This is a genomic window from Micromonospora sp. NPDC003776, from assembly GCF_053605645.1.
Window position 1 is genome coordinate 1 of the sequence record NZ_JBSGJR010000378.1, and the last position, 7,036, is coordinate 7,036.

7 protein-coding genes are annotated in these 7,036 nt (G+C 76.2%); 5 read left to right on the forward strand and 2 right to left on the reverse strand.

Annotated features, from left to right (window positions below; translation table 11 throughout):
- Both ACWEVO_RS25320 and ACWEVO_RS25325 read left to right on the forward strand, forming a co-directional pair.
- The coding region (locus tag ACWEVO_RS25320) for an outer membrane protein assembly factor BamB family protein (protein WP_452310010.1) at nt 1-1,118 on the forward strand (1,118 nt) is incomplete at its 5' end.
- 4 nt (nt 1,119-1,122) lie between these two features.
- Nucleotides 1,123-2,451 carry an outer membrane protein assembly factor BamB family protein gene (locus ACWEVO_RS25325; RefSeq protein ID WP_452310011.1) on the forward strand — a complete coding sequence of 443 codons (1,329 nt, stop codon included), beginning with the start codon at nt 1,123-1,125 and terminating at the stop codon, nt 2,449-2,451.
- A gap of 1 nt (nt 2,452) precedes the next feature.
- Here the strand turns inward: ACWEVO_RS25325 and ACWEVO_RS25330 are convergent, their stop codons facing one another.
- A complete protein-coding gene (locus ACWEVO_RS25330; RefSeq protein ID WP_452310012.1) occupies nt 2,453-3,676 on the reverse strand; it encodes a peptidase C39 family protein in 1,224 nt (407 codons plus the stop codon).
- A gap of 159 nt (nt 3,677-3,835) precedes the next feature.
- Between ACWEVO_RS25330 and ACWEVO_RS25335 the strand changes: the two genes are divergently transcribed.
- From ACWEVO_RS25335 to ACWEVO_RS25345, 3 genes are all read left to right on the forward strand, one after another.
- Complete coding sequence (locus ACWEVO_RS25335; RefSeq protein ID WP_452310013.1) at nt 3,836-4,507, forward strand: response regulator transcription factor; 672 nt, start codon at nt 3,836-3,838, stop codon at nt 4,505-4,507.
- Between the two features lie 5 nt (nt 4,508-4,512).
- A complete protein-coding gene (locus ACWEVO_RS25340; protein ID WP_452310016.1) occupies nt 4,513-5,694 on the forward strand; it encodes a sensor histidine kinase in 1,182 nt (393 codons plus the stop codon).
- 165 nt (nt 5,695-5,859) lie between these two features.
- Entirely contained in the window at nt 5,860-6,252 is a 393-nt protein-coding gene (locus tag ACWEVO_RS25345) for a VOC family protein (protein ID WP_452310014.1), read from the forward strand.
- A 63-nt stretch (nt 6,253-6,315) separates the two neighbouring features.
- Here the strand turns inward: ACWEVO_RS25345 and ACWEVO_RS25350 are convergent.
- A partial coding sequence (locus ACWEVO_RS25350; RefSeq protein ID WP_452310015.1) for a hypothetical protein occupies nt 6,316-7,036 on the reverse strand: 721 nt, incomplete at its 5' end.

Sequence of the window (7,036 nt, forward strand, 5' to 3'; positions counted from 1 at the left end):
CCAGCGTGCCCGGCGGCCCGGCCGCCGACACGGTCGTCGTCGGCGACCGGGTGTACGTGGTGGAGCCGCCCGATCCGGAGCGCGGGGTGGGGCGGCAGCTCGCCGCCTACCGGATGACGGCGGAGGGGCTGCGCCTCCGCTGGCGGACCCTGCTGCCCGGCGGCGGCGTCTTCATCGGCGGGATGGAGCGGGACGGCAGGCTGCTGGTTCACGGGCGCTCCGCCGACGACGCCCGGTGGGAGAGCATGGCGGTCGACCTGCGGACGGGCCGGGTCGAATGGCGGCTGCCCGGAGTGGTCCTCCCCGCGGGCGACGCGGTGCTGCTGGTGCGGACCGTCGCCGGCGAGGGCGTGGACGAGGTCCGCCGGGTGGACGTCGCGACCGGACGGACGTTGTGGACCGTCGCCACCCCGTCGGACGGCGTGAACTGGAGCGTCGGCCCGGCCGGGGTCGAACGGCTGGTGCTGGTGCCCGCCACCGGCCCCATCGAGGTGCACGACGCCACCTCCGGCGTCCGGCTGGCCGCCCGGGACCTGCACTCCGGTGAGCTGCCCGCGCTGCGACGGACGCTGGTGGCCGCCGGCCTGCTGCTGGAGGTCCGCGACGCCGGGGCCAGCGTCACCGCGTACGACCTGGACACCCTGGAGCGGCGGTGGACGGCGTCACTGCCCCTGGTCGGATTCGTGGACCGCTGCGGCCGGCTGCTCTGCGCCACCCGGCAGACCGGCGGCATGTGGGCCCTGGACCGGGGCACCGGCCGGATCCTGTGGACCGACCCGGCCTGGCAGGCCGTGCTCGCCGAGGCGGGCGGGCGGCTGCTGGTCACCGGCGCGGGCGCCGACGGGCGGACGCAGGTCGTGGTCGAGGAGGCCACCGGCCGGCTCGTCGCCCACCTGGGCGACTGGGAGACGGTCCGGCGCGACGACCTCGACAGCCCGCTGCTCGGCGTGCGCCGCTCCGATGACGGCCGGCTGCTCGTCGCGGAGCTGGACCCGGCGGCCGACCACCCCCTGGTCCGCGACGCCGTGCCCGGGGTCACCGGGGACTGTCGGGCCGGCCGGGCGCTGCTGGTCTGCCGCCGGGGGGACGGCCGGTTCGGGGTGTGGCGGATCGGATGAGCCGGTGATCGAGCTGGGGGAGATGCCGCACGGCGAGGAGTACGCCCCGCCGCCCGGACCCGGCCGGCCGCCGGCCCCCGCCCTCCGGGTGGTGGCGCTCTGCCTCGTCGCGCTGCTGACCCTGGCCGGCGCGGCACCGGCGGCGGGCCGGCCGCCGGGCGTCCCGGTGCCCGCCCCGCAGGGCGCCAGCTTCCTGGTCGTCGACGGCCGGCTGGTGGTGGCCGACGGACCGGGCACGGTGGGCGGGTGGGGCCGGGTGGTCACCGGGCACCGGCTGCCCGACGGGCGGCAGCAGTGGCGGTTCGTCCTACCGGCCGGCGACCACGTGCTGGGCCTGAGCAGTCTGGCCGGGCTGCTGCTGGTGACCAGCAGCCCGGCCGGGGCCGGCGACACCGTCACCAGCGTGCTGGACCCGGAGTCCGGGGTGGTGCGCTGGCGGCAGTCCGGCTACCCCGTGCCGACCCAGCCCGGCGGGCTGCTCTTCGAGACGCCGCGGGCCGACGGCTCGGGCACCATCCGGTCGGTCGACCCGGCGACCGGACGGGTCGGCTGGTCCCTGCCGTTGCCCGGCAACGGGGTGGACTACCGGTCCGGCGACCACGGCGTGACGGAGATCGTGCTGGTCACCGCCGACGGCCGGGTGGCGGTGCACGACGCCGGGTCCGGTGCGCTGCGCCGGGCCGGCCGGGTGCCGCCGGCCACCGACCGGGTGTCGTACCGGTTCACCCAGGTGGTGGGGGACCTGCTGCTGGTCGACGGCGCCGACAGCTCCGGCTCGGCGGGGCTGCCGCCGCGCCGCGACCGGGAGCCGTCGCCGGACACGGTCACCGCGTACGGCCTGGACCGCTGGGACCGCCGCTGGACCGTCCCGGTGCCGGCCCGGGCCGCCGCCTGGTTCGCCGACTGCGCGGGTGTGGTCTGCCTGCAGGGCCAGCTCCCCGGGGTACGCGTCTTCGACCCGGCCACCGGCCGGCAGCTCTGGTCCGGCGACCACTGGCTGGGGGTGAGCCCGGTCGGGGATCGGCTGCTGGCCGCCGCACCGGCGATCGGTCTGGAGGTCGACCTGGCGGCGCTGCACCCGGCCACCGGCCGTACCCTCGCCCGCTTCGGCCGGTGGCGGCTGGCCGGTGGCGACCGGTCGGCACCCCGGCAGCTCGGCTTCCGCCGGCTCCCCGACGACCGCACCCTCGTCGGGGCCCTGGACATCCCGGCCGGTCAGGCCCGGATCCGGGCGGTGCTGCCCGGCTCCTGGGACGACTGCGCCGACGCCGTCACCGCGCTGGTCTGCCTGCGGCCGGCCGGCGGCCTGGTGGTCTGGCCGGTGGACCCGTGAGTCACCAGTTGGCCTGCGCGGGCGGCCGGGGCAGCGGGACCGACTCCGGCCGGACCACGTACGTGACGCCGCCGCTGCCGCCCTGCCAGGCCGCCTCGAACGCTGCCCGGGGCACGGTCCGGCGGACCGACTCGTCGTCCGGCGCGTACGGGTCGTTGAGCACCGGGTCGCCGTCGGCGGTGAAGCCGACCAGCACCATGAGGTGGCCCCGGGTGTCGTAGTCCAGCCCCGGCACCTGACCCGCCGCGAAGGCCGCCGACACGATCAGCGGGATGCCCGCCGCCACGAACCGTTCCGCCTCGGCCAGGCCGCGCAGCCGGGTGACGAAGGCGTCCACCCCGTGCCGCCCGGCGTACGCCGTGTTGAACGGCCAGTTCCCGGCGCCCCCGTAGGCGTGGTCGTAGCAGTGCCGGGCGGCGTGCACCACCACCGGCCGGTGGCCGGGCGGCTCCACCCAGGCGTAGCGGTCGGCGGCGGGTCCGGCGCCCCAGAAGTCCAGCACCATCGACACGCAGGTGGGGCTGCACCAGGAGTCCCCGCCGCCGCCCCACCGGGTCTCCCCACCGGCGTGCAGCCGCTGCGAGTACCGGGGCACGTCGAGCACCCGCCCCCGCGCGTCCCCGCTGCCGCCGGCCGGGGCCGCCCGGCCCGCCGCGCCCGCGTCCGGTCCGGCCGGCTCGGCGCCCGGAGCGGTCCCCGTGGCCACCGCGCCGGCGCTGCCCAGCACCGGGCTCAGCGCCAGGCCGGCCCGCCGGTGCAGGGTGACCCGGAGCTGCCAGCCGGTGACCGCCGCCCGCCGCGGGGTGAAGGCGTCCACCCCGACCCGCGCCTCGTCCCGCGTCTGCCCCGGCACCGAGGTGCGGTGGATCGTGCTGTCGTCGGCGGCCCAGTGCCCGAGGTCGTACCAGTCGGTGGTCGGCTTCCCCGCGTCCCGGCCGCGCAGCTCCACCCGCAGCCAGCACCCCGGCGGGGTGTCGCCGGTCCAGGACGGCACCACCTCGCCGACCGGGAAGCCCACCTCGACCACCGGCGAGGTCCAGGTCGCCAGCTCGTACTCGGCGGTGACCCCGGAGTGCGGGTCGGTGTGCGTGATCCGGCCGGCCGGCGCGCCGATGACCAGGCCGTCCGCCCCGGCGGTCACCCCGTCGGCCGTGCCGAGCGCCAGGTCCGTCGGGAACCGGAAGCGTCGGTAGGCGATGTCCCGCCCCGGGTCGACCACTGCCACGGCCTGCTCCGTCCGCTCGGTGCCCGGTCAGCGGCCGGGCGGATGTCAACGGGTGCCGGGAAGCATCGCGTACCCGAAGGATATTTGCAACGACGGCGAGCGACGCTGGTTTGGCGGCCGGCACTAGGTTGTCGGGAGGTCACGAGGTGGGAGGCCGGGATGCGGGTACTGGTGGTCGAGGACGAGCGGAACCTCGCCGACGCGATCGCGCGCGGGCTGCGCAAGCGCGGCATGGCGGTGGACGTCGCCTACGACGGCGACGCCGGGCACGAGGCCGCCTTCGTCACCCGGTACGACGTGGTGGTCCTGGACCGGGACCTGCCCGGCGTGCACGGCGACCGGATCTGCGCCGATCTGGCCGCCTCCGGGACGTTGACCCGGGTGCTGATGCTCACCGCCAGCGGCACGGTCGCCGACCGGGTGGAGGGCCTCCAGCTCGGCGCCGACGACTACCTGCCCAAGCCGTTCGCCTTCGACGAACTGGTGGCCCGGGTGCAGGCGCTGGGCCGGCGGGCCACCCCGGCCGCCCCGCCGGTGTTCGAGGTCGCCGACCTGGTGCTGGACCCGGCCCGCCGGGTGGTCACCCGGGGCGGCGCCCCGGTCGACCTGACCAACAAGGAGTTCGGCGTGCTGGCCGAGCTGCTCAAGGCGCGCGGCGCGGTGGTCTCCAGCGAGGAGCTGCTGGAACGGGTCTGGGACGCGAACACCGACCCGTTCACCACCATCGTCCGGGTCACTGTGATGACGCTGCGCAAGAAGCTGGGCGACCCGCCGCTGATCGAGACCGTGGTCGGCGCCGGCTACCGGATGCTGGCCGAGGCGTCGGCGTGACCGGGGTGCCTGCTCCGGCGGCCGGTCGCCGTCCGGCCCTGCGGCCGCGGCCCACCCTGCGGCTGCGGCTCACCCTGCTCAACGGGGTGCTGCTGGTCGGCGCCGGGGCGATCCTGGTGCTGCTGGCCTGGCTGCTCGTGCGGGACGCGCTGCGCCCCACCGACGAGCTGCTGCCCGGCACCACGGTGGTGCTCGCCGACGGCCGCACCCTGGACGCCGGCCAGTGGCAGCGGCAGCTCGTCGACGCCGCCTCCCGGGAGCTGCTGGTCAAGGGCCTGGTGGCGTTGCTGGCGATCAGCGTGGTCGGGGTCGCCGGGGCGTACGTGGTGGCCGGCCGGGCGCTGCGCCCGCTGCACCAGGTCACCGCGACCGCCCGGCGGCTCGGCGAGGCCACGCTGGACCAGCGGATCCGCTGGTCCGGCGCGGACGACGAGGTGGCCGAGCTGGCCGAGACCTTCGACGCCATGCTGGACCGGATCGCGGCGGCCTTCGAGGCGCAGAAGCGCTTCGTCGCCAACGCCTCGCACGAGCTGCGTACCCCGCTCGCCGTGATGCGGACCGAGATCGACGTGACGCTCAGTGACGACGACGCGGACATCGGCGAGTACCGCCGGATGGCGACCGTGGTGCGGGAGGCCTCGGAGCGGGCCAACGGACTGGTCGACGCGCTGCTGGTGCTGGCCCGCAGCGAGGCCCAGACCGGCCGCCGGCTGGCCCGCCGGGCCGAGTGCGACCTCGCGGTCGGCACCGCGAACGCGCTGTCGGCGATGGCTCGCGAGGTCGAGCGGATCGGCCTGCGGGTGCACACCTCGCTGCGTCCGGCGCCGGTGGTCGGTGACCCGGGTCTGCTCGACCGGCTCGCCGGCAACCTGGTGGAGAACGCGGTCCGCTACAACCACCTCCAGGGCCGGCTCTGGGTGCGGACCGGCACCGACGGCGAACGCTCCTGGCTGGTGGTCGGGAACACCGGCTTCGAGGTCGCCCAGGCCGACGTGCCGGGGCTGTTCGAACCGTTCCGCCGGGGCGGCCAGGAGCGGACCGGCGCCCGCGGATCGGGTCTCGGGCTCTCCATCGTCCGCGCGGTCTGCGACGCGCACGGCGGCACCGTGAAGGTGATCGCGCAGCCGGGCGGCGGCCTGGAGGTGACCGTCACGCTGCCCTCGGCGGACGCCCCGGCCGCCACCTGAGGCCGGCCTTGCCCCCCGTCCGGCCGAGTGACATGATCAACCGGTCAGCCCGAGCCACGGAAGGGGGTGTGGTCGATGTCCACCGTGAACATTCCCGCGCCCCGCACCGGTCGCCGCTGACCTCATCCGGTGTCGCGGGGCGCACTCCGATCAGGAGGAAGCACCGTGAGTGCACGGATCCACTGCGTCACCGTCGAGAGTGCCGACCCGTACGCCCTGGCCAGCTGGTGGGCGGCGGTGCTCGACCGGAAGCTGAACGACGACGATCACCCCGGCGATCCGGAGGCGGTCCTGGCCGCGCCCGGCGGCCACGGCCCCGACCTGCTCTTCGTGTCGGTCGGGGAGCGGCACGGCAAGGGCGCGTTCCACCTCGACGTGCATGCCGCCGACGGGACCCGGGACGCCGAGGTCGAGCGGCTGCGCGGCCTCGGCGCGACGCTGGTCGCCGACCGGCGTCGGCCGGACGGCACCGGCTGGGTGGTGCTGGCCGACCCCGAGGGGAACGAGTTCTGCGTCTGCCGCAGCCCCGCGGAACGGGCCGCCACCCCGGCGGCCTGACCCGGATACGCGGACCGGCCCCCGCCGCACGGCGGGGGCCGGTCTCCCGACTGGGGGAAGCGGTCAGTCCCGCTTCTCGATCTGGCCGCGCATGGTGACGAACTGCTTCTCCAGCTCGGCGGCGGGCTTGTCGTAGATCAGGATCATCCCGAGGCTGCCCTTGTCGGCCCAGACGCAGACGCCGACCTTGACGCCCGAGGTCTCGCCGTCGCCGCACTTGGCGTCGCCGCCCAGCGGGCCGGCGTCGACCGTCTTGAAGTTGGTCACGGCCATGTCCTTGGCGATGCCGGTGGTGGCGTCGTCCAGTTCCTTCTTGGGATCGGCGATCAGGCCGGACGCGCCGGCGATCATGAGCAGGTCCTGCTTCTGCGGGTCGCCGTAGAAGGCGCCGACGGTGCTGGTCGCCCCCTGCACGTCGCCCTGGATCTGCGACTTCATCTGGTCGGCGGCGGCCACCAGCTTCGGGTCGGTCACCTTCGGCTTGCCGGCGAGGGTCGCCGGGGCCTCCACCCGGGTCTTGGTGGCGTCGACGACCTCGGTCACCTTGTCCTTGGTGGCGAGGTAGACGGCGGTGCCGCCGCCCACGCAGAGCAGCACCACGACGGCCAGCACGATCAGCAGGATCTTGCCGACGCTGGACTTCTTCTTCGGCGGCGCGGCGGGCGCGCCGTAGCCGGGCTGGCCGTAGTCGGGCTGCCCGGCCTCGGCGCCGTACGGCTGGCCGGGCTGCTGCTGCGACGGGTATCCGCCGCCGTACTGGGGCTGCTGCTGGGGCGGGTACCCG

Bases quoted from the DNA above. Each gene is read 5' to 3' on its own strand.
- ACWEVO_RS25335 (WP_452310013.1), top strand. From the start codon at position 3,836: ATGCGGGTACTGGTGGTCGAGGACGAGCGGAACCTCGCCGACGCGATC.